This is a genomic window from Endozoicomonas sp. ALD068 (assembly GCF_049310145.1).
In the GTDB taxonomy this organism is placed as follows: domain Bacteria; phylum Pseudomonadota; class Gammaproteobacteria; order Pseudomonadales; family Endozoicomonadaceae; genus Endozoicomonas_A.
In genome coordinates this window covers 4,301,859-4,325,633 of the sequence record NZ_JBLYNU010000004.1, presented here as the reverse complement: position 1 = coordinate 4,325,633, position 23,775 = coordinate 4,301,859, and the positions used below count along the sequence as shown (strand labels likewise).

The following is a 23,775-nucleotide window of genomic DNA, read 5'->3' as shown; positions in this document are numbered from 1 at the left end:
AATGGTTTATTCGATACCCAGCAGCTCCACATCAAAGATCAGCGCAGAGTTGCCGGGGATTTTACCGGCACCCCCGCTGCCGTACGCCAGATTGGCAGGAATAAACAGTCGGAACTTGTCGCCTACCGACATCCGTTGCAGACCTTCGGTCCAGCCCGGAATCACCTGATTCAGTCCAAAAGAAATCGGCTGTCCACGGTCTACAGAACTGTCAAACACCTGACCATTAATTAACGTACCGTGATAGTGCACTTTCACTTTGCTGGTGGCTGTGGGGTGATCGGAATCTTCACCCTTCTCAAGAATCTTGTACTGCAATCCGGACTCTGTAGTCATCACGCCTTCTTCATTCCGGTTTTTTTCCAGAAAAGCCTGACCCTGAACCAGGGCCTCCTGAGCCAGTTGTTTTTTCTGGTCAAAGCGGCGTTTGCCCCAGAACAAGATGACAGCAATAAAAACAATGAGGATAGCAGTAGACACAAGGATCACCCGATCTGTGGATAAGTCGATGAAAAATACCTTATCCGGACAGCTAACTCAAAAATATCAGCCTCCTATCTCCGCTTCCCTGTCGGTTTCTGCGGGCTCAGGTTTGGGATTAACCAGCTTTTCCTCTTTGGGCCATTGTCCACTCTGTTTTCGGGTCCCCATAAAAAGAACAGCAACCATACCCACCAGAATCAGCCCCATCTGAACCATAAAGATCAGCATGATCAGCGGCAACATCAGTACAAACAGGCCCGTGAGAATAACGGTGCCGAGAATTGCTTTAAACGGGCTGATGGCAGCGCCATTACGCTGCTCAAAAAAAGCAGTCTTAACGTGAATGAAGTCATTTTTTAATTGATTGAGCCATTTTTCCATGATTTACCTCGATCAGGGAGGAAGTTAGTCATGGCTCAAGTGTAGAGGGTTGTGGATAAACAGATCGTGTCCGGTAGATTAAAGTTTGTTCATCGAAAAGGGTTGTGTTTTTAAAGGACAGGAGTTGCCACTGGCCGGTGAAGGACTGTTTTGACGAAGATTACTGGCTTAGTCTGATCCCCCGTTACCTCTGCTCCAGTCATAAAGCAAAATGCCAACTCGAGGTGAATATACGCATGCTGCCAGACCTCCATAGATTAAAGCACCTCTCAACGCCCTGATGTGGGGTGATCCATGGTAAATACAATACCCTGTAACAGCGCCTATGAATGCGTGTGGAGTCACAGTAAAAACAACAACTCCCGTTCCGAACAATGCCGCAAAAGTATTCACCAAGCTTTTCGGAGTGTATAAACCCCACAAAATGGTTTTTTTGCTGTAGCTGTCAGGACCAAAGTTGTCATCATCATCGCAGCAGCCATAATTGTAATTGCCATGATCACTGCTGCCACTGGAGAAGACAGCGCCTGAGAAAATAATCACATATCCAAGCATTATGACAAACAGGAAGTTTTTCATTAGATGATCTCAATGGCCATTAGTTCCTGATTGAACACGCAGGATAGCATTTGACTGAAAGCTTGCAAGCCGGGCTGCTTTGAGCGTGATTGAAAAAATTATTGAACCATCGTCCAAGCTAAGAAGGTTCTGATTGGAATCAGCATCTTTGGTGAAAAGGCAAGAAAGAAACGAAAGCTACCTTGAGAGTCAGGCAGCAGGTTATATATTGTGCAAGGAACAATAGAGGTTATCGACGCTTTAAGCCAGGGAGATTAAGAAATATACGGGTGATCTGTTTTTCTTTCAGTGCGACCCCTCTTTTACATTATCTATGCGGCAATTATAAAGCATAACGCCAGCTGCAGTTGAAAATGCACATGCTGATAGCCCTCCCAGAATTGCAGCACCCTTCAACGCCCTGATGTGGGGTGATCCAGAGAAAAAATAATATCCTCCAGCAGCGCCTAGACATGCACGTGGAATAACCCAATAAACAACAAGCCCCATTGCGTGCAATGCCAGCAAGGTCCTCCTCAAGCTTATCTCATCGTATAAACCCCACAACATGGGTTCTCGATTGTGGCTGTGAGGGACGACGTAGTCATCATTGGAGTTTTCCTCATCGTATAAACCTGACAACATGGGTTTTTGATCGTAGCTGCGAGGGACGACGCAGACGTCATTAGAGCGGGCAGTGCTTGAGAAAACACTCGTATACCCAAGCATTATTACAAACAGGTAATTCTTCATAAAGCGACCTCAATGGTAATTAATTCATGATTGGACATGAAAAAATAGCATTTGACTGAAAACTTGCAATTCTGGCTGCTTTGGGTCTGATTCAATGGATTGGAAAATTGTAAAGCAATACATTAGTTGCTTTTCTCAAAAATGAAACTAATATGTTTCTTTATAGCTAACAAAGCAACTAGTAAGTTGACAAGATGATATGGATACTTTGCTTCAGCAACTTAAAAAAAGGCGCTTGGATTTAGGTCTGAAACAAAACGACATGTTGCTGCGTGTTGGTGTTTCCCGCCAGCAATATCAGCGCCTGGAGTCTAAAGGGAATCCACGGCTTGACACGCTCCAATTGATAGCAAAGGGCTTAAATAGTGAAGTAGTGCTTATACCCAAAGAGAAGCTTGGGGCGGTTCTGACCGTCCTGGGGAGAAGCGTTAACGAAGAGCAGGAGGCAGGATCTGAAGGCGTTAGCTCAGGCCAAAGAGATCAGTCTAATTCAGTGAACAAGAAAAGCTTGTTTGATGATCCGTGGCAAGATTTGCTTGGAGATGATTCGTGAGCAACGATGTTAACGTCATTAAGCTGACACTTCATGGAGAGTGCGTGGGTTATTTGGCTGGCTACCAGAGTGGTAGGAATGTACTTTTTTTTGCCGATGAATTTAGCAGTAATATTCATCGGTCAACGTTTAGCCTGATCACCCATCCTGCATTTCCTCATTCTGATAAATTGATGTCAGAGCCTTGGGCACGAAATCAACGCTTGCATCCAACGCTATCAAATTTATTACCAGAAGGATCGCTGCGAGAACTCATTGCACAGGGATTAAAGGTGCATATTGATAATGAATTTCAAATCTTCTCTTATCTGGGGGAAGATTTGCCCGGAGCAATCATTGCCACACCATTAGAGCCAGAACACGTACCTGATGATGTTGTATCCCTTATTTCCAGAGGTCATTATCGAAATGCGAAAGTGATTAAGTTCGAAAAATTAGAACGAGAAAATAAATTTTCCCTGGCAGGCGTCCAGATGAAGTTTTCAATGGAAGAAAAGGATGGGCGTTATAACCTTTGTAAATCCGGGGTTTTAGGCGATTGGATTATAAAAACGCCATCAACAAAATATAGAGATGTTCCTGTTAATGAATATTCGGCGATGACTCTGGCATCCATAGCGGGTATTGATATACCGGAAATCAAGCTGGTTGATATGGGACAGTTGGATAACCTGCCACAAATCAATTTACCTGAAGAATCCCTTGCTTTTGCGATAAAGCGTTTTGATCGAAAAAAGAGCAGGCGAGTTCATATGGAAGACTTCGCACAAGTATTGGTGAAGTATCCCCATGAAAAATATCGCACCGCAAACTATGAACAGATTGCCAGGGTCTTGTACGAGTTTTCTGGTGATGCATTAACAGATGTACAGCAGTTCGCAAGACGACTGTTAGTGAATATTTTGTTGGCAAATGGTGACGCGCATTTAAAAAACTGGAGTCTTTTATACGAAGACAAGGTGACACCACGGCTATCTCCTGCTTATGACATAGTAACGACAAATGTGTATATCGATGGGGAGCGAAACTTTGCTTTGAATTTGGGAAAAACAAAAGATTGGTATGCTGTATCATTCTCAAACTTCAAGGCGTGGTCAGAAAAATCGGGCATACCATGGCGAGCAGTAAGGCCTCATCTAGAAGATGTAATGTATAGGGCCCGAACATTGTGGCATTCCGCTATTAAAGAACTTCCGATGAATGTGAAACACAAAGAAAAGTTAACAGAGCATTGGAAAAACTTGCATCAGGATTTCAGGCTGTAAACCTATCTTGATGAAGAAAAGTGACAGAAGGGGCAAGGCCTCATGTATTGCTCAGCGGATGGTCTGCCATCTTCCCAGCTCTCAAGACACTGCGATGGTGCTAGTGGCAATGGTGTCTACAAACTTTTTTTGCGGCAACCTTTGGTTTGTTTCTGAAGGCAAATTACAGTTATTTTTTTGATTTGCCATTTTTCTGGTCTATCAATTACTCTCCACAAAATTAAATTGTATAGACCGGATAATGAAACAGCTGTTTTTTACGACATTGCTCTTACCGCTTCTGTTGCTGTCTGTCATCTGTCAGGCAGAATCGTTGACAACACGTTTTCTTGTCGAGCATGCACAGTTATACCAGAGCTTTTCTATTAAGTGCGCCTTGAATTCATTGCAGTACACCCCGTCAGGCGATGCCGATACAAACGACTATGCATGGGCAACTTTTCCGCCTGATGACCAACTACGAAGGCTTGTTGTTTACGGGCGAAAAAAGAACTTTATCGAGTCCATTTCATGGCGATTGCTTTTCACCATCAATCCGCTGGTTGCTTACGAACTGATCCTGGCCAAAGGTGACACCGCTTCCAGCGGCAAACCTTATTCATGGATAACAGCAGAAGCGTTTGTCGCTGTTAGCTGGCTTTTAAAAAGCTACTGGAACTCCGATACACTGCTGTTTAAGCCAATGGATCAACTGGAGGCAAGTCAGGATGACTCGTTTGCAATCACCACTTTGATGCTCCCGGGACAAAAGCAACAACAAAGTGACCAACAAAAGCCGCCATCAGAATCATCCGGTCATCAAGCCTCAGGGACAAGTACCCGTGTTTCAGGCTCTATCACTAGTCGACTGTCGTCTGGATCTGGCGGCGGAAAGGAAGACCCTGAACAAAACCAGCATACTTTGGATTTAAATTGTTACGTCGGTTCCTGTTGTGGTGTTTGTGAACTCCGACAATCATCTGATAGTAGTGAGCCACTTGTTAACGCCTTTCCAGCGGAGCACAGCACTTTTTCGGCAGTCGCAAAAGCTCATGAAGTTGTGTCAGGTATTATAGGGCACATGAACTCTTTAAAAAAAATTCTGATTGAAAACGATGAGCATTATGGCGCGAAAAATCCTAACACGGATATTCAGGTATTCGAGAATGCCATCCAATTACTTGAATATCTTCAACCTTGGGATATTTCAAAAGGTGAAGATGTTAAATTCGTGCCTGATGTCTGTGGAAACTATGATTTTGGCATCAATACTTATTACCATGTTTATTATAAAGGTGATGTGTTATTCACTGTTAATGAAACTGTTAGTGAAAGAAGATTTTCAACTAAGTACAGTTGTGGAAAGTTAGCAGATATTAAAACCAGTACGTTATTTGATGAACTCTATTATGCTCCTGATGCCCCCGGGTACCAATCTGCAAAAAGTGAATTTGAGGCGTGTGCAAAATCAACTGGTTAGGTACTTAATGACGTATATTATGACCGGGTGCTGGTTCAGATTAAATAAGTTATCCAAGAGTGAGGAAAATCTGAGTTTTTTGTCTAGAATGATGTTTTCGCTTCTATTTGGGCTTGGTTATCAATAATGAAGAGTAATTGTTGTGTCTTTATTTTTGCCAGCATATTTTTTTTCAGCTGGCAGTCAGGCTGCAATTCCTTACACTTCATCATTGGTCTCTGGTTATGGTGTAGATACAATTCTGTCCTCTATCTTATCCGCCGACCCAGTTCGTATACCAAAACCTAACCTGCCTTTGATGCGCAAGACCTCGACTCTTTTATTTACATGATGATCCACATTTTGAATATATCGGGGCCGGAACCCGATTTCGTTACATTGTCTCAGTTACGCCAGTTTCCTCTGAGGTTTGCACACCTGACTCAGGGACAGCAGAATCTGAATCGGTTGCTGGAGAAAATTCCTGAAGAACGTCAAAAGGAGGTGAATCAGGTAATCGATGAAACTCGGGGCCTGTTAACCCTCAATGATGGAACTCTCCGTAACAACGTGAACCTGGCTGCTACCCTACTATGGATGAAATTGAATGTTGATTTGTTGGATGGGAACTGCCAGGGGCAGGGAAAATAAATCAGCCTTGCTTACTCTTTTGTGACACCCTCGACAAGGCGGGGAGTGTCAAAGTGCGCAGGTCGAATAATGAAACAATCGCTTTTTGCGACGCTGCTGTTCCTGCTTTTAGCGCTGTCTATTGTCTGTCAGGCAGAATCGTTGACAAGACATTTTGTTATCGAGCATACGCCAATCACTCAGAGCTTTTCTGTAAAGCACAACTTCAATCCGTTGTTGGGCAATCCGACAGACCTTGCTGACACAAACGACTGTGCAGGATCAACTTTGCCACATGATGACAAGCCAGGCAGACACGGTGTTTACGGGCTAAAAATGAACTTTAGTGAGTCCATTTCATGGCGATTGCTTTTCGTCACCAATCTGCTGGTTGCTTACGAACTGATCCTGGCAACCAATCACGCCGCTCTGAGTGGCAAACATTATTCATGGATACCTGCAGAAGCGCTTGTCACTGTCGGCTGGCTTTTAAAAAGCTATTGGAAGCCCGATTCGATGCTGTTTAAGTCAATGGGTCAGCTGGGGGTAAGTCAGGATGACTCGTTTGCGATCACCACTTTGGTGCTACCCGGACAAAGCCAACAACAAAATGACCAACAAAACCCACAATCAGAATCATCCGGTCAGCAAGCCTCAGGCTCAGGGACAACTACCCGTGTTGCAGGCTATTTCACTTATCCACTGGCGTCTGACTCTGACGATGGAAAGGAAGACCCTGAAGAAGAACAGCATACTTTTGGTTTAAATTGCTATGTCGCTGCCTGTTATGGCATTTGTAAATTCTCTCTATCATCCAACAGTAGTGAGTCTGATGAAGGGGCGCTGAATTCCGTTGAAAGTTCGACAAGCCAAAGTCATCACGCGATGAAAGAAAAACAACGCTCTCAGCCACGCGCCGATAAGGCTATTGCAAAAGTAGAGAGACAAGCTAAGAAAAGAAAAAAAGAGAAACGGAAAAAGGAGAAAAAGAAAAAGGAGAAAAGGAGAAAGGAGAAAGTGTCAAAAAAACGCAGGTTTGAGGAAGTAGATGAGCATGTTGACGCCTCTTCTGACACTGAACAATCGAAGCGTAGGCGTACTTCTTCGACCGCTTCAAAAGCTCATAAAACTGTGCCAGGCATCATAAAGCATATGAACAGGTTAAAAAAAATCCTGACTGAAAACGATGAGCACTATCGCGCAAAAAAACCTAACCCGAAGATTCAGGTATTCGAGAACGCCATCCAATTACTTGAATATCTTCAACCTTGCGATATTTCAAAGGGCGAAGATGTTCATGACGGGAATAATATTTGTTCATGTTGTGAAGGTTATAGCAGTACTCATTATCGTGTCTATTACAGGGGTGAAGTGTTATTGACTGTAACTCAAACTGTTAGTGAGACAAGATTTGCTAAACAATATACATCTGGGGAATCTGCATATATTGAAACAAATAATTTGTTTGATGAACTCTATTTTGCTCCTGGTGCTCCCGGTTACCAATCTGCAAAAACTGAATTTGAGGCGTCTGCAAAATCAACTGGTCAGGTAGTCAAAGATTGATTCCGTTGGGCATGTTTAAACGGTAATATTTACTACAAAATGGAGTAGCGGGTATTTGTGATCGATGATTATCTGCCTGAGCTTGAATCAGTTCTGAAAATACGTCTAAAGGTAACATAGACGGAATTCCCGGTTTTTAGTTAGTTGATGTCGTATATATTGAGCTTCTGATCTGTTTAAGACAATCTTCTTAAGACAAAAAGAAGACACCACCTAGTCGGGCAAATCTGAGTTTTTTGTCTAGTATGATATTTTTGTCTTTATTTGAGCTTGGTTATCAACAATGAAGAATATGAGCCATGTCTTTATTTTTGCCAGCATCTTTTGGTCAGCTGGCGGCCAGGCTGTAATTCCTCACACTTCGTCATTGCTCTCCAGTGGTGGTGTCGATGCGATTCTTTCCTCTTTCTTATCTGACCCCATTCGTTTACCTGAGTCTAAGGTTGTTCCGTTTTTGCTGTTACAGAAGAAAAAAAAAGGTTCGATAGTCAGTTCACCTGTCTCTGAATGGGGAGGATTACAGCCAGATAAAGCAACGGTGTTTTCTGCCTATCCATTCGAATTGAACCGTTTTGGTAATGAAAACAAGAAACAGACCAAAACGGGCAATCAATCGCCACCACCACAGCAGCAGCGACAAAGCAAAAAGCAACGCAGTGAAGGGCTGGGCAGTTCAGGTTCCTCTGCTGCAGCGTCAGCGTCAGCTTCCGGAAACGGTGAGGGTCATGCCAGGTATCTTGAAAAACTGAAAGAAATACTTAAGGCCACTGAAAAGTCGTTGAAAACAATGGATCAGAAAAAAAATATTGATGACTTTACTGAAGAAGTGAAAAAATTCTACGCCGAAAACCCCGGTATTCTGGAAGAAAAAGGCTCTCTGGAGAAGAGTCAATACCGTTGGAAAGCGATTCTAAGTTTACTTCAGCTTTATTTTCCTGGAAAGCTGGAAACTGGTGAAATGACACATGTTCTACTTGACTATCCAAAGCTTAAGAAATTACCAGTAAATTTAATCGAATTTTTTGCCAAAGCGGTGCTTCCTGAGCTTGAGTTACCCAAAGGGCTGCTCGACGACGAGTTAGTTGAGAGGGTTTTGGATGCTGCCAGCGCAGATATTATAAAACTCATGCATATTTATATTGGCTTCCCGCAGTGTCTTTATCAGCTGGTTGCGTTATTTATAACCGAGTTGCCATTAATGGCAGCCGAAGAGCCAAAAAACTATATTTTTCAGGTTAAAACAGGCCACATTAGTGTTTTTTCTATCAGGAGAAATAGCAAAGGGCATTATCGGGTTTTTGTCGCTGATAGCCTGAACGTTTTTAAGTACTACAATAATGAACAAACTTATTCACCCCTGCCGCATTTTGTCGCTTTAGCTTTAACACTGGCGATAAAATATCACGGCTTTACTGATTCCCGGTTTTACTTTTTTCCTCAACGTCAAGTCAGTCGCTTTGGTTGTGAGTCATTCGTGTTTCACGATCTGGAAACATTGTTGGCATTCCCCATGTTGGCTGATAACGGTTATTATTCAGAAAAAGAACCTCTTACTAAAGAGAAGATGTTGAGGTTTTTTTTGCAAATAATGTATCTGGAGGGAAGTGAACAACTGGGACGATTGGTAATCAATGGGGAGGATAAGGACTTTATTGAAACGCTAGACAAGCCTGCCTTTGATACCCTTGATCTGGAATCCCTTGTTATGATGGCATTGCGAAATTGGAAGGACTGGGGGCTGGAACCAGATTTGGTTAAACTTTATCAGCTGTGCCAGTTTCCTCCGAGGTTTGCATATCTGACCCAAGGGCAGCAGCGTCTGAAACGATTGCTGGAAAATTTTCCTGAAGAACGCCAACAGGAGGTGAATCAGGTGATCGATAAGACTCGGGGCCTGTTATCTCTCGATGATGGAACCTGCCATAACAACGTGAACCTGGCTGCTACTCTGCTGTGGATGCAACTGAATATTGATTTAATGGATAAGAGCTGCTCAGGGCAGAAAAAATAGATCAGTACGTTCAGTGTTTACTGTTGGTGGTCAGCACTAATCCCTGAATATTCCAGAGTGATGTTTTGTTTCTATTTGAGCTTGGTTATCTGCAATGAAGTATCTGTGTTGTGCCTTTATTTTTGCCAGCATTTTTTGTAGTGGTCAAGTAAAAACGGACACCTGATTAAGCTGCTTTTTTCAATTTTTGCTTCTCGAAGTCTACTGGACTCATATAGTCCAGATAGGAATGCAATCTGTTATTGTTGTAGAACAAAATGTAATCAATAACATGTGCCTCTACTTCTGCCCGAGTATCATAAATATAATGATCCGTTCTTTCCCTTTTCAGGCTGCCAAAGAACCGCTCCATCACAGAGTTATCCCAGCAATTACCCTTGCGACTCATACTACAGACCATCCCATACTCCCTGAGTTGATTCTGATACTCCAGAGACGCGTACTGGCTGCCACGATCTGAATGGTGCATCACACCATCTCCAGGCTTTCTGCCCCAGTAAGCCATTCTCAAAGCTTCCAGGGGCAGCTCTGTCGTCATACGGTTACTCATCGACCAACCGACGACTTTCCGCGAAAACAGATCAACGACAGCCGCCAGATAAACCCAGCCTTCACGAGTCCAGAGGTAGCTGATATCAGCTACGTATACTCTGTCGGGTGCTGAAACTGAAAACTCACGATTCAAAAGGTTTGCCGCCACTGGCAGTTTGTGTTTGCTGTTGGTTGTCACCTTGAATTTTTTGACCACCCGAACCCGCAGGCCAAGCCGTTGCATCAGGGTTTTGGCCTGATAACGCCCTATGCTGTAACCTTTTGAACGCAGGGCTTTCGCCATTCGACGACTTCCATAAGAGTCACCTGATTGAGCAAAAATCTCTCGGGCATCTGCCTCCAGGCGAAACATCTCCGGGTCAATCTGTTGATTTTTTGCCTGTTGTTTATTCTATTCGTAGAAGCTACTGCGACTAACTTTTAGTGCTTTGCATAGCGTTACGACAGGATAGGCCTTCCTCTCCCGCTGTATGAAGGCGTATCTTACAGCTGGTCTTTCGCAAAGAAGGCCATGGCTTTTTTTAAGATTTCCTGTTCCATTTTCAGCTGTTTGTTTTCAGCTTCAAGCTCTTTGATTCTCTGCTGTTCAGTCGTCAGGGCCTGATGGCCTTTGCCGGGGAAAGCCAGCTCTTTCTTCTCTTCACTGAGTCGAACCCAACGACGGAGGTTAGTCGCACAAATTCCTAGACTTCTGGCGACTGCTGTAGGCGACTGAGCTTGTTCAGTAAACAGTTTTCCAGCTTTGAGTTTGAATTCCTGAGAATAATGTTTTCGCGTTGCCATTATGAACCTCGTTACTGGTTGCACTATTGTGCTTAACGAGGTGTCCGGAGTCATTAGACCACTTCACTTTAACTCCCGACACATAGCGGCAACCAAGTCAAGGTGGTTGAGGTTCTTAGACTGGTATTGAGCTTGAGGCATGTTGGTGCACCTGAATGTCTGTTTATTTCTTTGACAACAGATTTTAGGCAAATATCAATCGGGGTGGTGAAAGGCAGCTAGAATGTAAGTTGTTGTGATGTAGCGAGAGATTCCATTATGTTGACGCAAAATACAAGGCAGGCCTTTAAGCTCGCGTTTTTAACGGTTGTGTTCTCTTTATGCTCCCTGAATGTTCTCTCCGACGGTGTGAGGCAGGTAGAAATCTTTCAGAAAGTCGGACCCGATGAGGACGCCTACTCCGTTAAGGCAGTGTGGGACTCATCGGGCGTATGTGTTGACTTTGTTGTGCCTCGTTATGTGGGGACGATTCAGGCGTATGAAAACGGTCAATCCATGAATATCCATTATCTTGAATCCGGTGCTTGTAGCGAAAAGTCGGCTGCTACCCAGCTGTTCCTGGTGAAAAGCAAAGCACACTCTGAGAGAGTGGCGAAATTTTGGTGGGAGAAAAAGACTGGTGAGGCCCCCAGTGTCAGTGTGAGTGAAGGCGCGGATCCATATGGATTATTATGGATTGATAATGGCGATGCCAACAGGATTAAAGTCTGGGTCAGTTATGATGGCAAGAAGAAGCCTGATGGATTCGAGAGTCAGTAACGAGGGTTGATAGTTAATTTAAAATAAAAAGCCCTAATGGTTGCTAAGAACTCATTAGGGCTATTGACAAGTTGGTGGAGGCGGCGGGAATTGAACCCTGATATCATTTCAGGGTTCTCTTTATTTTTCAGTTAATTACGAGGATATCAAACCATAAAAAATACCGTTTTTACGCTATTTTTCGCTGTTTCCCGCTATTTTTTGGACACTTTTTGGACAGCTGAGAAGAAGGTGGCAACCTCCTCACCCAAGCAAACCGAGCAGCATTTTCCTTTAACAGGAACGCTTTCAGCTTTTCACGCCCAGCCTTATCAGCTTTCATGAAAATACTCTTCAACTCTGAGTCCATAGCATTTTCAGAGAATCCACGCTCAATGGCTTTTTGATACCATTCATGACCAAGAGACAGTTGACCAGTCTCCATATAAATTGCACCCAACAACGTACATGGCCTGAAATTCTTTGGTGTCACCTTATGGGCTTCCTCTCCCATACGGATCGCATCTTTGGTAAGTCGCTGATCCCTTTTGGCTCCACCATGAGTTGTAAGCAGTTGCATATTCTGGCATCGCTTGAACACTCATTCTGCTAACTCTTGAACACCGATTCTGGCGGCGCTTGAACACCCATTCTGTTAACTCTTGAACACTTTTTGGCGATTTCCAGAATCGCTGTTCAACTGCCCAGAATCCGTGTTCAAGCCTCCAGAATCTGAAAACTCTTCTTTCGGTAGATTATCTCTTACGCATTGATTTCCATGAACTTTAGCCGCTGACCTTTCTAAACAGAAAGGACAGCAGCCATGCCAGATAACAGGATTTCCATGCGAAAACTTCAAGAAATACTCCGGATGCGCTTTGAGTACCGACTCAGTATCCGGCAAATAGCTCGCAGCACGCGGGTCAGTGTTGGCACTGTGTCCAACTACGTTCAGGCCTTTGAACGGTCGCCACTGAGCTGGCCTCTGCCCTCGGACTGCTCTGAGGCTACTTTGGTGCAGACACTGTTCCCTGAGACCCCACTGTCGAGCCGCCAGGGTCTGGTCGACCCGGACTGGGGCGTTATTCACCAGTCACTCAAGCGCAAGGAGGTGACCAAGCAAACACTCTGGGAGGAGTACTGCCAAGAGAGCACTCTCAATGCCTACAGCTATTCGCAGTTTTGTCACCGCTACAACCAGTGGCTGGGCTGCCAGAAACGTTCCATGCGACAGCATCACAAGGCGGGTGAAAAACTGTTTGTAGACTACGCCGGTCTTACGGTCCCTGTCGTTAATCCAAAGACCGGTGAGATCGCCCATAACGCCCAGATTTTCGTAGCGGTGATGGGAGCCTCTAACTACACCTACGCAGAAGCCACCCTGTCCCAGAAGTCCGAAGACTGGCTGGGGTCTCATGTTCGGGCCTTTGAGTTCTTTGGAGGTATTCCAGCTGTCGTGGTACCAGACAACCTCAGGAGCGGTGTCAGTAAGGCTTGCCGTTATGAACCGGACCTGAACCCGGCTTACCAACACCTGGCCAACCACTACCAGGTGGCGGTCATTCCAGCTCGGCCCTACAAGCCCAAGGACAAGGCGAAAGCCGAAGTGGGTGTGCAGTTGGTTGAACGCTGGATACTGGCCAGACTTCGTCATGAGACCTTCTTTACCCTGGCAGAACTGAACAGTCGTATACGGGAGCTATTGACTGAACTCAACCTTAAGCCCTTTCAAAAACTGCCAGGTACACGACGAAGTACCTTTGAGCAACTGGATGAACCCGCTTTGCGACCTTTGCCCAAACAGGCCTTTGAGTACGCTGAGTTCAGCAAAGCCAGGGTGAACATTGACTATCACATTCACTGTAAAGGCCATTACTACTCAGTGCCTCATCAGCTGGTCAAGAAAGAGGTGGAAGTTCAGGCAACAGAACATACGGTCACTGTCTTCTGCAAAGGTGAAGTTGTGGCCTGTCACCCCCGTAAGTTCACAACCGGTTTTACCACTCAATCAGGCCATATGCCTGAACGACATAGCAAGCACCAGGAGTGGACACCGGAACGACTGCTGGAGTGGGCAAAACAGCTGGGCCCCGATGTTCACTGGATAACTCAGTATCTGTTGAACAGTCGTGAGCATCCGGAGCAGGCTTATCGGTCTTGCCTGGGGTTATTGAACCTCAAACGGGATTACGGAGCTGACCGGTTAAACAATGCTTGCGCCCATGCCCGGAAAATCAAAGGTTACCGACTCAAGAATATCCGGGCGATCCTGCAATCAGGTAAAGACAAACAGGCTCTTCAACCTGAGGTGAAACAAACGACACTACCTCTTCATGACAGCCACGAAAATATTCGTGGTGCAGCCAGCTATCAGTAACCGGAGACGTATCATGATGAATCAAACTCTGACCCGTCTGCGGTCACTGCGCCTGACAGGCATGGCCGATGCCCTGGCTCAGCAACTGGAGCAGCCCGGCACCTACGACAGCCTGAGCTTTGTGGAGCGGCTGGCCCTCCTGACAGAACAGGAAGAGACCGAGCGCAATAACAAACGTCTTGCCCGGTTACTGAGGGCGGCCAGGTTTAAGCTGGCTGCACGGGTAGACGACATTGACTACGAACATCCCCGGGGGTTGAAGAAAGTCCAAATAGCCACACTGTCCAGCGAGGACTGGTTAAACAGGCACAGGAACCTGCTGATTACCGGACCTTGTGGCAGTGGTAAAAGTTACCTGGCTTGCGCACTGGGACACTGGGCCTGCATACAGGGTTACAGTGTCCGCTATTACCGACTCTCGCGCTTACTGGAAGAGCTGAGCCTTGCCCATGGTGATGGCAGCTACAGCAGGCAACTCAAGCAACTGGCGAAGGTGGATTTGTTGATACTGGATGACTGGGGGCTGGAACCTCTGACCCAGCAGCAACGCAACGATTTACTGGAAGTGATGGATGACCGTCACGAACAAAGTTCAACGTTGGTTACCAGCCAGCTACCGACCCGGCAATGGCATGGCAGCATCGGTGATGAGACTCTGGCAGATGCCATTCTGGATCGCCTGATGCACAACGCCCACAGGATTACGCTGAAAGGAGAATCCATGCGCAAGAAGCTGGGAAAACTGGAAACACTTGAACACTTGGACTAAAAATCAGACTGGGTGATGCGTAGGAGATCCAGGGTGTTCAAATGAACCAGAATGGGTGTTCAAGCTGACCAGAATATGCAGCAGTGCCGATTTGAGCTTCGCATTTTTGATAGTTGTCAGTTTTATTCCTGAGAGTAACTTGTCGCCAGAAGATGCCATTTCAGCTTTCCTGTATTGGCTGCACGCATTCACAGCAGACCAGGGCTTTCTGGTTTTCTTGAAATCTTCTTCATAATAGATTGCTTCGTTAGCGTGAAAACGACATCGAAGCTCTTTCGTGAAATACTCTTCTCTCGTAGAGAGCCAAGCGAGATCAACCTCAGGCAAGCGCCGATCATCATCGACGTTTCGTAAAATTGTCATTAGCTGTTTGTAATCATCCTGATCAATAAAAAAGTCGAGATCATATTTTTCCCTAAGAGCTACAGACTCAGCTTTGGCTTTTTTCCTGGCAATTGTTCTGGGATCACGCTCATAAGCACGTCTGACTGCTTCAGCTTTTTTTGCCTCGGCAGCCTCTTCATCTTTGAGCGTTTGCAGTTCTACACGAACCTGCTTTAGCTCCTCATCAATAGCTGATCGCCTTGCAGTTTGTTCTACTTTTGCTAAACCCTCAAAGGATTGAAAAGAAATCTCTCCTGCTGCTAATTTACCAAGGGCATAAAGGTTTTCACTTTCGAGGTACTTCATCGCCAATGGAGTCACCGTATGACTTCTATCCAGAGACTCCAAAAGATTGCTGAGACGTGTTCCTGCGCGAGAAGCCTGAGGTAGATCATCAAGAACATATTTCTCTGCTAGGCCGCTAACCTGGAAAGTTCTTGAAGAACACAGCTCTGCCTGTCGTCTAAGCAGCTTATTTATTTTTAAACTTCTGCTCACATCAATTTCTCTACTACAAACTCACTGCTACAAAAAAATGACCGTTTTCGACTGCTTAGAAGTATCTGTTCTTGGGCTTTGATTCTTGCTTAACCCGAAGGTTCTGCCTGCATCTAGGAAAATTACTGCACCCCCAAAACTGAGAACCAACGTTGCCCCCTTTCTTACTGGTACGCAGAACCATTTTTATATCGCAAGATGGACAAGTAGGCGTTTTGTAATCCCATGATAGAGCTGCCTTGGTCAAAGAGTCCTGAGTTTCCTGTGGAAGCTTTGCAATGGCATCCAGTAACTTAGCACCTGAAAGTAATCTCAGCTTTTTCCCAGCAGCAAAGCTTTCTGCCTCAGACGTGAAGCTGCTCGAAGTAGCAAAAATCCCCAAAGCTACTTTGTCCGCAGCCATAACGCCGTACAACTCCCGCAACGGCTTTACACCAACTTTCTGATTAGACCAGGCTTTGCACTGCACATATATGGTTTGCACAGTTCCGTCAGGCTGGTTCTTTTGGAGGACAATATCAACACCGCCATCAGCACCAGTTTTGGTCAGCTTTGCATTGAACCCACTGGCAGAAAAATAGCCCTGGCAGAGCAGTTCATAACGCTTCCAGTCCATTTCTTGCAGAGTTTGGAGAGTTAATTGAGCAGGTTTGGCGGGAGCAGGCTTTGACTTTATGAAAAGCTCATCAAGCTTTACTTGCTCAAAGATGGAAGTGCTGATGTTATCGGCAGGAACCCAAGGCTTCGGGTTTGAGTTGTCAGGTTGAGATTCTGTATTCCACCTCTCTTGATCTTGTAGAAGCTTTTTCTTTTTTAAAAGAAAACGTACGACAATATACAAACCTCCAAAAACAATGCCTATCCATAAGAAGCCCAAAAGTATAGCTTCGAGAATGGCAATAATTTTGTCACCAGCTTTCCACATGGCAATGGCAAGTAAACCAGCCAATGGAAAGAAAACACTGTTCCTGGAAGTCTTTTTTCTGCGTCGTGCCACAATATCCCTCTACATCAGCACACGTTTTAATGGTCAGTAGGTTTGAACACCATACTTCAACAGCATTCTGGGCAGAACATCATCCAGATTTTTGACATCATCGTCATTGAGCTGAATCAGATGAAAACCATACTTGTTGTATAGATCGATCTTCTGCTTCTTACGAGCGATGTATTTATCATCATTCTCATAGCCCCAGTATTCGATGTAGACCTTACCAGTAGGGATATAGAAGTCACAATACATATCTTCTTCTATTGGCAGCTTACGTTCATAGGCGTGGACAATCTCGGCCATGTACAGCCAGTTGTCAATCAGCATCTCTGCCTTTGAGCGAACCATATGACCATCAGCCGTTCTGAGCGTTGCAGGGAATTTTTCGCGAAAGCTTGTTTGTTCAGAAGTGGTGGCTACCTCAGCAGTGTCATCATTCTCACCTTTGACTTCCTTTAGAGAAAGCGTAAAGGCTTTATTTTCTAGGATCGACTCAGGCCAGCTAACATAGGGAACACCAGAGCGATAGTCTTCTTTCTGAACACCATTGATGGCTTTTCCCTGGGGAGTAAGTTCCCAGCCCTTTAATGCTTTCTTGATCCAGCCAAGTTCAGAAAAGAGAGCGTTTACCCGTTGAGCACTGAGTTCGACCTGCTTTGCAACAACACTGGCCGTCAACAACTTGCCTGGAGAATTTTGAGGTTCTGTTGATGAAGCTGAACCAGGTAGCTCAAGGTTATCAGGCCAGACAATATAATCACCATATTTAGGGCTGGTCTTGTTTTCTCCACCATACTGAAGGCCAGCTTCAGTTAGGTGCCAAGCATCGTTCTTTCTTTCGATATAGCCAGCACCTGATAAAACTTGAAAAAAATCTTTGGAAACCAAGCCTCTCTGCTTAGCTAAAGCACTTGTTGACATTTTTTTTATATCTGAGGACATACTCTATTCCTTATCTCAGCATTTTTAGACTTTTATTCATAATGAAAGACCTGACCTCGAACTCGTGCGAACTCCTGTCGAACTCACCTTATACATTTGAAAAATAATAAGATACCAACCAAAACCAAAAACCTAATTCATTCTATTGATGCTGTATAGATAACTCGACTTGAATCATGTGAAGAAAGATCAAAATCAACCATGACACCTATACTTGTTTTATTTTTGATCTTAATTCGGTCAAACTCAGAACCATTTGATTTAATAGAAACTATACTTCCATGCTTAAGCTTATTTTTACCGCTATCATTAAAAGCAAAAATCTTTTGCCCAACATAAATCTCCCCCCCTAGGCTTTCATCAGGAAAATTTTCGCCGGAAAACCCAATAACCTTAATTTTATTATACACTTTATCAGGTTTACCAATTGAGACCTTTAATCCAGAGCTGAAAGCAAACTCATAATAATAGTCATTAAGAATCTTATCTATTGCACAACCAAACGCCTTCAGAAAAACAGCCCTATTTATTAATAAATCAATAGATTCAATTTCTCCTTCAAAACTACCATGAGCAATTTCATTTCTTCTTTGCGCCAAATCATCAAGTTCAGACTGCAATAAAGACACCAACAACTTTTGCTCTAGAGTTTTTTCACCCGAGTGTTTTTCAGCCAAAGAAACTTGAAGATTCTTACATTTAAGAGTCCTCCTTGGCAAATGCGAAACACCAACCTTATTAAAGAAGCTATGAATAGAGTCATATCTAAAGTTTGCAGTATGGATTGAAAAAGAGTCTTCATTTAGCCTATACCCATCATCTCCTTGAGCACAAGAGTTTAAATTATAAACAATCGTTTTAATCAACTCATCTTTAACGTCTTTAGATAAAGACCTATCTCTTTGAATTTTAGTAATTAAATCTATAGATGTATTCAAATGAGAATTTCTAATCTCTTTTGGCAGGTTATTAAACTTTGGCCTAGCTGAATTAATTTTTAATACCAGTTCTTTTATAACTGCCTCCAAATAATTCTCTAAAAACCCATAAAGAGAAACTATCGAGCTATTATAATTGAACCGTTTACTATTTACATAAACACTTCTAAAACCTGACATATGATCGCGTATATCTTTAGCGACCTCATTATCACTCCCATATTTTTTTATCAAACTTTTTAAAAAATATTGCCTATCACCTTCGTATTTCAAATGACTAACTAATGAGTCAATATTTTTTACATAGTCACTTGTACTATTAAACATTTCAAACAAACCTACTTATGTACTCTGCAAAAAGTTCATCCCTTCTAGCTAGAGCCGTTGGGTTTGTATTCCTACCTTCAAAGCTATCATAATTTTCTTTATAAAATTCTACTAAACCGTGCTTGATGGCATCTTTTTTATAAATCAAAGATGCCTTATTGTTCAAATTCTGACTTAAAACAAACATTAAAGGGTCATAAACGACAGTTGTTGGTCTATCAAACCACCCCCAACCTGTCTTTCTCTGCCTATACAAATAAAATGCGCTTTCACCAAACAATTCGAAAGCAAGATTTATTGAATCCTTAAATAAAACCTCAAGATTTTCTAACAATTCGTCAGGAAAATAATTTCCTTTTTCAAGATAAAAATCAAGATAGCTTTCTAATGACGTTTTCTGAAGTTCTGCTCTCTGCCTATAAGCAAAGAATCTTAACACAAGTTCAACATCACCCATTGTCTTGTAAAGTTTATTAATTACCCTATCTGAATGGATAGATTCAATATCAAGACCTTCAGGTATATCCCATGTCTTACATAATGCTTCTTGACTAGATAGTCTAATACAAAGCATATTAAGCTTTCCATCATAGTTTGCATTACGTTTTTCTTGAGGCGTTAGCTTTTCCCCACCACTATTTATTCTATCAAATACCATCTGTTTTAAAATATCAGCTTGCCGGTCAGACTTCGCTGTTTCATGCAACAATATAATTGAAGAGATATATCTTCTATCTATCCCTTGTTTGACAAGCTTAGGAAGTTGCGAATACCTTTTCCCATTCAGCTCAGGCCACTTTTCAAGACCCTCAAGATGAAATTCATCTTGATAGAATGATGCTATTGCTGTCAAACGTTGAAGGCCATCCATAACCTCATATGTTGAATACTCATACTCATATAAAAATATTGGAGGTAGAGGAACGTTCATAATCAACGATTCAATTAATGCAGATCTCTTTTTATTATTCCAACGATGCCGTCTCTGATATTCTGGATTTAACTTATAATCACCACCTTCTAATAGTGATGAAATAGTATTTAAAGGATAACGAGCTTGCTCAGTTACAATCCTTATTTCACCATCACGATATTTTTGATTTATCTGTTCGTCTGACATAATCACAATGTTTTCAGATGCATCATCTATATCTATTTTTTCAAACTTAAATAATGTCATTATATAATCTCTCTTTAAAATACAACAAGCACTCATCTAGATTAAGTAGTTAGGCATATAGAATCAAATATTTCTGAGTGAGTAAATGGTAAATACACAAGCCATAATGATGAATGGATGTGTGTAGATTTACCACCAGATTTGTAACATCTAAACGCCATATATGTGGGATCTGGAGTCGAACACAAGCACTTTCTGTGAGTTACCGAGCACTTGCCCAGAAAATATTATTTCTGTCGCTAACTGCTTAATACAAACGATTGCACAATTAAAATCAATCCACCCCATTCAATGATATTTAGAGAAAAGGGTTTAGTATTTAATATATAAAAATTCGAAAGAAACCTAAATTAATTCACTTTTGAGCTATCAAGACTTTATCTTAGACTTGAAAAAGAACGCTACCGCCCGTCCAGACATTTTCAGGAATAGTCAGATAACTCTCTTTTTTTTTACGACATATAATGTGTAATTTCATAAGCTGCAAATAGTACCATCGCTCTGGTCGTCTTTATATTGCTTCTTATCACTTTTTTTCTGCGTCCACTACAGCCTACCCTATCCAGTTATACACAGCCACACCCTTTGCCCTCCCTCCGTCTCAGCTCTCTGCCTCAATGTGGATAAGTAGACGTTCTCAGTATGCTTTGTTCTAGCTCTGATCAGTCTGCATCAGTCATCACAGGACGTTAAAAGAGTGATTCCCATATCACTGACACCCCCTATTTTTGAATTGCCGTAATTTTAAACAACATCGTACTTACTCAAAAAAATCTGTTGCCATGTGGACAAAACATTTTTTTGACACGCCCTCTTGCTGTTCCTGGACAAATTACATTCAAAAAAGAGGTAACACATCATGAAAACACTCACTAACTCAATGCTCTGTACCCTGCTTCATCTGACCAAAAATCAGCTAGAAGCCAAGAGACAAGAGATCGCCAATCTCTCTCAGTACACCACCAAGGTGATCCGCGAGAGCTATAACTCAGAAGTTGAAGAATTGGTGGCCATCAAGGATATCCTCGACTCAGTTCTCAAACTGCACGACGATAATCCTAAGCCCACCAAGAAATAACTCAGAGGGGTTCGCCCCTCTTTATGCACATGGATGTACTCTATCCTGAAAACGCAGGAGCAGTTTTCAGGGCTTCTTTCAAATGCTGTAACCCAGTAGCATTCGTTCCTGGTAGGACTCTTTAAGCCTTTCTATCAGCTGATTCTCTGTCGTCTGGTTTTTCTCATAGTGCAACGCAATATCAGTCCAGATCATGCTGTTCTGTAATTCCTTCAGAACTTTGCCAAATGGCGTTGCTTTTCTGGCACAGGCTGACAGGAAGTTACCCATATAAAGCTGATAGTTCTTTCCTGAAAAGGAAGTCGCCTTTTTGTAATATCGCTTGTAGTGCAGGTTTTTCTCATAAGACGACTCAGGGAAGGTAAATTCAATATCCTCCTGTAGCACAGTCCAGATCGGGTCGAGGTAGTTGCTGTTGTACTTCAATTTGAAGGAAGTGAGGCCGTACTGCCAGAGAGCCTGTATATGCTTTATGATCTGCGAGTAAGTTTTCAGATTAACCCCGATCTCTCCGGTTTCCTGGTTACAGGTTCCCAAAGCAAATTGTTGGATTACTGAATGGTGGTAACGGAGTTGCACCCTGAAAACGTCCTGTTCAGAATCGTAGCCAATACTCCCATCTGAGAGTTTGGTGCTTTCCTCCCATTTGTGTTCGATGTAATCAAACTTATCAATGCTTTTGGCTTGTATGGTTTTGTTATACACCGCCAGTTGTACTGCACCCGCAGAACCAAACTTAAACGACTGTGAACGGTCATAGATGCCTGAGATTTCTGAAAAGTTGAACTCAGCCTTATCAATTCCGTTGAATTGAGATACTCGCCTGGATCGGCAAAGCATTCTGTCTGACAAATCACTGTCCGGTTTCCAGCCCTGTAAATCCACGGCAAGGTGAATAGCTGGATAATGAGGTTCTGCACAGTTCAGAATTTTCTTTGCGATTTTATCGAGAAATTTATCCACAGCTGTTGGCTTCCGGTTATCCAGAAACCAGGGAGAGCATTCGATTTTCAGGTGAGAGCCTATGGACTCCGCTTTGGAGTGGAACATTTTGAAGAAAATGATCAACCCAAGATCGTTATTCTGAAGCCGGTACTGATAGCCAGAAGCCTTACCACTTTTACCCAATAGCCAGTCATGACCGATAAACCGGAAAGTCTTTTCTCCAAACTCGATGGATTCCTCACAATCCACCAGAAAGTCAGGGTTCATCTGACCACGGTATAACTGTCTGAGGGTATCCACATAAGTTCCCACTATCTGGAAGTTATCCTGATAGAAGTCAGCCACCTTGCCATACCTAGGGTGAACAAATAATAGCCCTTTGTCGTTTGCAATAGTCTCCGCACCATCCTCTAATAGCTCGTATCTTTCTAACGATTTCATAAAAATCCCTTTTCTTATAACATTTATACGTCGATATATTTTAGTTTAAAGACGTGCTACAGGAACGTCCGCCTGTGCAGGCTGCGCTGCGCTTTGCAGCCTGGCACAGTGCCAGCCCTATAGTTCGTCATAAGGTTCTACTTCTCTTCTTGCACTGCTGAGGCGACTGTTTCTGTCGTGCCGTTTGTCAGATAGGGTTTCGTCGAAATAGCCATTGCGAACGATGGCTTTGCACAGGTAGTCCGGCACTTCCATGCGGGTGATCCGTTGTGAATAACAGATGCAGACTTCCTGCGGAGTTTCCTCCCGCCAGAGCACACAGTTCTGCGGCTTGGGGAAGGAACGAGGTTTGGTCAAGTGGTCGTAGACTGGCGCCGTATGTTTCAGGCCGGTGATTCTCGGCTTACGGAGTTCCAGGTATTGTTCTCGGCCTTGTGGCTGGGAGTCAGCAACTGGCAGTAGAGTCGCTGATGATTCTGGTGCTGTTTCGGCTTCGCCGGGTTGATCAGGGTAGAGCGTAGTCAACCCCAGATACAGTGCAAAGCCGATTACACCGAGCAAGACTGGAATCAGCCAGACGACAGCAGGCAAATTGAGTTTGTGCGTATGCTCAAAAGCCGAGAAGTAGACCCCGAAGTATTTCTTTGGCTTGCCAGTGACGGTTTTACGACCTTCCTTCTTGGCAAAATGGTCATCGGGATCGGCGCACTTATCCCACGTATAACGGGTAACTTTGGAAGAACCCCAGAAGTTGAAATAGTGGGTATGGTGTCCGCACAGCCTTCTCAGATGCACATCGAGAAAATTTGGGTGCTGGGTGATCAGGATGACATCAAAGCTGTCATGGCGATGCTTCTCAAACCGTGATGCATATAAAGGTACTTTGTCTTTACCAGAGCGCACCGGAAAGAATTCCTGGGCTTCATCAATCACCAGTACCGAATGACCTTGCAGTTCATACCAGAGATGAGGATCAGGAAAATGATTCCAGTGCAGGTTCAGATGATCGAAATCCTTGAAGGTGAGTTCCACACCTTCAGGCACATTCTTCTCGATCTCTGACACCTTCTGTACCTGGGAGGCTGGATAGCACACTTCACCCATTTCAGCCATTGCCTCAGTGGATCGTGTTGCTTGAAGACCTGTTCAAGAAAAGGTGCATCTTCCAATTCAACAAATCGCTTTTCTTCATGG

The 23,775-nt window shown here is 43.6% G+C and carries 20 protein-coding genes and 1 pseudogene; 9 read left to right on the top strand and 12 right to left on the bottom strand.

Annotated elements, in window-relative coordinates:
- Nucleotides 1–6: 6 nt before the first annotated feature.
- The 3 genes from ACO6V5_RS15470 to ACO6V5_RS15460 all read right to left on the bottom strand — a co-directional run bounded on the left by ACO6V5_RS15470 (nucleotide 7) and on the right by ACO6V5_RS15460 (nucleotide 2,175).
- Nucleotides 7–480 (bottom strand): FKBP-type peptidyl-prolyl cis-trans isomerase, encoded by a 474-nt coding sequence (locus tag ACO6V5_RS15470; protein ID WP_422136875.1) that lies wholly within the window; start codon nucleotides 478–480, stop codon nucleotides 7–9.
- Between the two features lie 66 nt (nucleotides 481–546).
- Complete coding sequence (locus ACO6V5_RS15465; protein WP_422136876.1) at nucleotides 547–864, bottom strand: hypothetical protein; 318 nt, start codon at nucleotides 862–864, stop codon at nucleotides 547–549.
- Between the two features lie 864 nt (nucleotides 865–1,728).
- Nucleotides 1,729–2,175 carry a hypothetical protein gene (locus tag ACO6V5_RS15460; protein ID WP_422136877.1) on the bottom strand — a complete coding sequence of 149 codons (447 nt, stop codon included), beginning with the start codon at nucleotides 2,173–2,175 and terminating at the stop codon, nucleotides 1,729–1,731.
- A 199-nt stretch (nucleotides 2,176–2,374) separates the two neighbouring features.
- Between ACO6V5_RS15460 and ACO6V5_RS15455 the strand changes: the two genes are divergently transcribed.
- The 5 genes from ACO6V5_RS15455 to ACO6V5_RS15435 all read left to right on the top strand — a co-directional run bounded on the left by ACO6V5_RS15455 (nucleotide 2,375) and on the right by ACO6V5_RS15435 (nucleotide 9,638).
- Nucleotides 2,375–2,728, top strand: coding sequence for a helix-turn-helix domain-containing protein (locus ACO6V5_RS15455; protein ID WP_422136878.1), 354 nt, complete (start codon nucleotides 2,375–2,377; stop codon nucleotides 2,726–2,728).
- Entirely contained in the window at nucleotides 2,725–3,993 is a 1,269-nt protein-coding gene (locus ACO6V5_RS15450) for a type II toxin-antitoxin system HipA family toxin (protein ID WP_422136879.1), read from the top strand. The genes ACO6V5_RS15455 and ACO6V5_RS15450 overlap by 4 nt, the downstream gene beginning before the upstream one ends.
- A gap of 313 nt (nucleotides 3,994–4,306) precedes the next feature.
- Nucleotides 4,307–5,452, top strand: coding sequence for a hypothetical protein (locus ACO6V5_RS15445; protein ID WP_422442154.1), 1,146 nt, complete (start codon nucleotides 4,307–4,309; stop codon nucleotides 5,450–5,452).
- 1,125 nt (nucleotides 5,453–6,577) lie between these two features.
- The gene (locus tag ACO6V5_RS15440) at nucleotides 6,578–7,627 is read left to right on the top strand and encodes a hypothetical protein (RefSeq protein WP_422139868.1); all 1,050 of its coding nucleotides are present in this window, start codon (nucleotides 6,578–6,580) and stop codon (nucleotides 7,625–7,627) included.
- A gap of 283 nt (nucleotides 7,628–7,910) precedes the next feature.
- Nucleotides 7,911–9,638: a hypothetical protein gene (locus tag ACO6V5_RS15435; protein ID WP_422411128.1), complete on the top strand. Its 1,728-nt coding sequence runs from the start codon at nucleotides 7,911–7,913 to the stop codon at nucleotides 9,636–9,638.
- A gap of 166 nt (nucleotides 9,639–9,804) precedes the next feature.
- On the opposite strand, the pseudogene ACO6V5_RS15430 reads toward ACO6V5_RS15435, so the two are convergent.
- A pseudogene (locus tag ACO6V5_RS15430) lies at nucleotides 9,805–10,973 on the bottom strand (IS3 family transposase).
- A gap of 258 nt (nucleotides 10,974–11,231) precedes the next feature.
- Here ACO6V5_RS15430 and ACO6V5_RS15425 point away from each other — a divergent pair.
- Nucleotides 11,232–11,732 carry a hypothetical protein gene (locus ACO6V5_RS15425; RefSeq protein WP_422136883.1) on the top strand — a complete coding sequence of 167 codons (501 nt, stop codon included), beginning with the start codon at nucleotides 11,232–11,234 and terminating at the stop codon, nucleotides 11,730–11,732.
- A 169-nt stretch (nucleotides 11,733–11,901) separates the two neighbouring features.
- Here ACO6V5_RS15425 and ACO6V5_RS15420 read toward each other — a convergent pair whose 3' ends face one another.
- Nucleotides 11,902–12,291 carry a hypothetical protein gene (locus tag ACO6V5_RS15420; protein ID WP_422414300.1) on the bottom strand — a complete coding sequence of 130 codons (390 nt, stop codon included), beginning with the start codon at nucleotides 12,289–12,291 and terminating at the stop codon, nucleotides 11,902–11,904.
- 243 nt (nucleotides 12,292–12,534) lie between these two features.
- Here ACO6V5_RS15420 and istA point away from each other — a divergent pair, with 243 nt between their 5' ends.
- Nucleotides 12,535–14,088, top strand: coding sequence for an IS21 family transposase (gene istA, locus ACO6V5_RS15415; RefSeq protein WP_422441836.1), 1,554 nt, complete (start codon nucleotides 12,535–12,537; stop codon nucleotides 14,086–14,088).
- A 10-nt stretch (nucleotides 14,089–14,098) separates the two neighbouring features.
- Nucleotides 14,099–14,857, top strand: coding sequence for an IS21-like element helper ATPase IstB (gene istB / locus ACO6V5_RS15410; RefSeq protein WP_422414320.1), 759 nt, complete (start codon nucleotides 14,099–14,101; stop codon nucleotides 14,855–14,857).
- Nucleotides 14,858–14,860: 3 nt separating this feature from the next.
- Here the strand turns inward: istB and ACO6V5_RS15405 are convergent, their stop codons facing one another.
- The 5 genes from ACO6V5_RS15405 to ACO6V5_RS15385 all read right to left on the bottom strand — a co-directional run bounded on the left by ACO6V5_RS15405 (nucleotide 14,861) and on the right by ACO6V5_RS15385 (nucleotide 20,117).
- Nucleotides 14,861–15,739 carry a hypothetical protein gene (locus ACO6V5_RS15405; protein WP_422414109.1) on the bottom strand — a complete coding sequence of 293 codons (879 nt, stop codon included), beginning with the start codon at nucleotides 15,737–15,739 and terminating at the stop codon, nucleotides 14,861–14,863.
- A 55-nt stretch (nucleotides 15,740–15,794) separates the two neighbouring features.
- The gene (locus ACO6V5_RS15400; protein ID WP_422414111.1) at nucleotides 15,795–16,736 is read right to left on the bottom strand and encodes a restriction endonuclease; all 942 of its coding nucleotides are present in this window, start codon (nucleotides 16,734–16,736) and stop codon (nucleotides 15,795–15,797) included.
- Nucleotides 16,737–16,769: 33 nt separating this feature from the next.
- Complete coding sequence (locus ACO6V5_RS15395) at nucleotides 16,770–17,618, bottom strand: hypothetical protein (RefSeq protein ID WP_422442156.1); 849 nt, start codon at nucleotides 17,616–17,618, stop codon at nucleotides 16,770–16,772.
- A gap of 191 nt (nucleotides 17,619–17,809) precedes the next feature.
- The gene (locus ACO6V5_RS15390) at nucleotides 17,810–18,937 is read right to left on the bottom strand and encodes a HEPN domain-containing protein (RefSeq protein WP_422413914.1); all 1,128 of its coding nucleotides are present in this window, start codon (nucleotides 18,935–18,937) and stop codon (nucleotides 17,810–17,812) included.
- Nucleotide 18,938: 1 nt separating this feature from the next.
- Nucleotides 18,939–20,117, bottom strand: coding sequence for a DUF262 domain-containing protein (locus ACO6V5_RS15385; RefSeq protein ID WP_422413916.1), 1,179 nt, complete (start codon nucleotides 20,115–20,117; stop codon nucleotides 18,939–18,941).
- A gap of 859 nt (nucleotides 20,118–20,976) precedes the next feature.
- Here ACO6V5_RS15385 and ACO6V5_RS15380 point away from each other — a divergent pair.
- Nucleotides 20,977–21,195, top strand: a complete 219-nt coding sequence (locus tag ACO6V5_RS15380) for a hypothetical protein (protein WP_422413918.1) — start codon at nucleotides 20,977–20,979, stop codon at nucleotides 21,193–21,195.
- Nucleotides 21,196–21,273: 78 nt separating this feature from the next.
- Here the strand turns inward: ACO6V5_RS15380 and ACO6V5_RS15375 are convergent, their stop codons facing one another.
- Both ACO6V5_RS15375 and ACO6V5_RS15370 read right to left on the bottom strand, forming a co-directional pair.
- Nucleotides 21,274–22,581, bottom strand: coding sequence for a hypothetical protein (locus tag ACO6V5_RS15375; protein ID WP_422442158.1), 1,308 nt, complete (start codon nucleotides 22,579–22,581; stop codon nucleotides 21,274–21,276).
- 117 nt (nucleotides 22,582–22,698) lie between these two features.
- Nucleotides 22,699–23,685, bottom strand: coding sequence for a zonular occludens toxin domain-containing protein (locus tag ACO6V5_RS15370; protein WP_422411858.1), 987 nt, complete (start codon nucleotides 23,683–23,685; stop codon nucleotides 22,699–22,701).
- Nucleotides 23,686–23,775: the final 90 nt, after the last annotated feature.

Excerpts from the sequence above, each read along its gene's own strand:
- ACO6V5_RS15460 (WP_422136877.1), bottom strand. The coding sequence starts at position 2,175 with ATGAAGAATTACCTGTTTGTAATAATGCTTGGGTATACGAGTGTTTTC.
- ACO6V5_RS15440 (WP_422139868.1), top strand. The coding sequence starts at position 6,578 with ATGCTGTTTAAGTCAATGGGTCAGCTGGGGGTAAGTCAGGATGACTCG.
- ACO6V5_RS15380 (WP_422413918.1), top strand. The coding sequence starts at position 20,977 with ATGAAAACACTCACTAACTCAATGCTCTGTACCCTGCTTCATCTGACC.
- istA (WP_422441836.1), top strand. The coding sequence starts at position 12,535 with ATGCCAGATAACAGGATTTCCATGCGAAAACTTCAAGAAATACTCCGG.
- ACO6V5_RS15370 (WP_422411858.1), bottom strand. The coding sequence starts at position 23,685 with ATGGGTGAAGTGTGCTATCCAGCCTCCCAGGTACAGAAGGTGTCAGAG.
- ACO6V5_RS15390 (WP_422413914.1), bottom strand. The coding sequence starts at position 18,937 with ATGTTTAATAGTACAAGTGACTATGTAAAAAATATTGACTCATTAGTT.
- ACO6V5_RS15425 (WP_422136883.1), top strand. The coding sequence starts at position 11,232 with ATGTTGACGCAAAATACAAGGCAGGCCTTTAAGCTCGCGTTTTTAACG.
- ACO6V5_RS15420 (WP_422414300.1), bottom strand. The coding sequence starts at position 12,291 with ATGCAACTGCTTACAACTCATGGTGGAGCCAAAAGGGATCAGCGACTT.
- ACO6V5_RS15465 (WP_422136876.1), bottom strand. The coding sequence starts at position 864 with ATGGAAAAATGGCTCAATCAATTAAAAAATGACTTCATTCACGTTAAG.
- ACO6V5_RS15455 (WP_422136878.1), top strand. The coding sequence starts at position 2,375 with ATGGATACTTTGCTTCAGCAACTTAAAAAAAGGCGCTTGGATTTAGGT.
- ACO6V5_RS15375 (WP_422442158.1), bottom strand. The coding sequence starts at position 22,581 with ATGAAATCGTTAGAAAGATACGAGCTATTAGAGGATGGTGCGGAGACT.
- ACO6V5_RS15435 (WP_422411128.1), top strand. The coding sequence starts at position 7,911 with ATGAAGAATATGAGCCATGTCTTTATTTTTGCCAGCATCTTTTGGTCA.
- ACO6V5_RS15385 (WP_422413916.1), bottom strand. The coding sequence starts at position 20,117 with ATGACATTATTTAAGTTTGAAAAAATAGATATAGATGATGCATCTGAA.